Source organism: Vibrio sp. 1727, from assembly GCF_033344415.1.
In the GTDB taxonomy this organism is placed as follows: Bacteria; Pseudomonadota; Gammaproteobacteria; order Enterobacterales; family Vibrionaceae; genus Vibrio; species Vibrio alginolyticus.
Genome location: NZ_JAWPOT010000307.1, coordinates 1 through 674, shown reverse-complemented (window position 1 = coordinate 674; position 674 = coordinate 1). Strand labels below are relative to the sequence as shown.

At 51.8% G+C, this 674-nt stretch carries 2 pseudogenes; both read left to right on the top strand.

Annotated elements, in window-relative coordinates:
* Window positions 1-226 (top strand): annotated as a pseudogene (locus R8O10_RS25410) (AraC family transcriptional regulator); the annotation flags it as partial.
* A pseudogene (locus R8O10_RS25405) lies at window positions 205-674 on the top strand (adenosine deaminase); the annotation flags it as partial. The pseudogenes R8O10_RS25410 and R8O10_RS25405, both read left to right, overlap by 22 nt.

Sequence of the window (674 nt, the reverse complement as noted above, 5' to 3'; positions counted from 1 at the left end):
ATTCTCTCCTCAACATGAGTGGCACGATGACGTCTACCTTGCGCCTGCGTGCAAAGAACGTTTTCTTACGCTAACGGAAATTCCAGAATGGCAACGTGCCGATATTTTTATGGCGGGATTGGCTGAGCTGCACGACGGTTATCACGTTGAGCGTGACAAGGTGGGCGTGCATACGTTGTTATTCACGTTAGAAGGCGGCGGTGTGTTGATTACGCCGAACTGCGTTTCTCTCCATACTACATGGCGATGAAACACAAACTGCCAGTCGCTGGCGTGGTTGAAGCGGTTGTCGATGGCGTACAAGCAGGCATGCGAGACTTTGGCATCAAAGCGAACCTTATCGGTATCATGAGCCGCACATTTGGCACAGATGCATGTCAGCAAGAACTGGATGCCATTCTAAGCCAGAAAGACCACATCGTAGCAGTAGACCTTGCAGGTGATGAGCTTGGCCAACCAGGCGATCGCTTTGTCTCTCACTTCAAACAAGTGCGTGATGCAGGCCTAAACGTGACAGTTCACGCTGGTGAAGCGGCGGGCGCTGAAAGCATGTGGCAAGCCATTCAAGAGCTTGGTGCAACGCGTATCGGCCACGGTGTGAAAGCGATTCACGATCCAAAACTGATGGATTACCTAGCGGAAAACCGTATCGGTATCGAATCGTGCCTGACGTC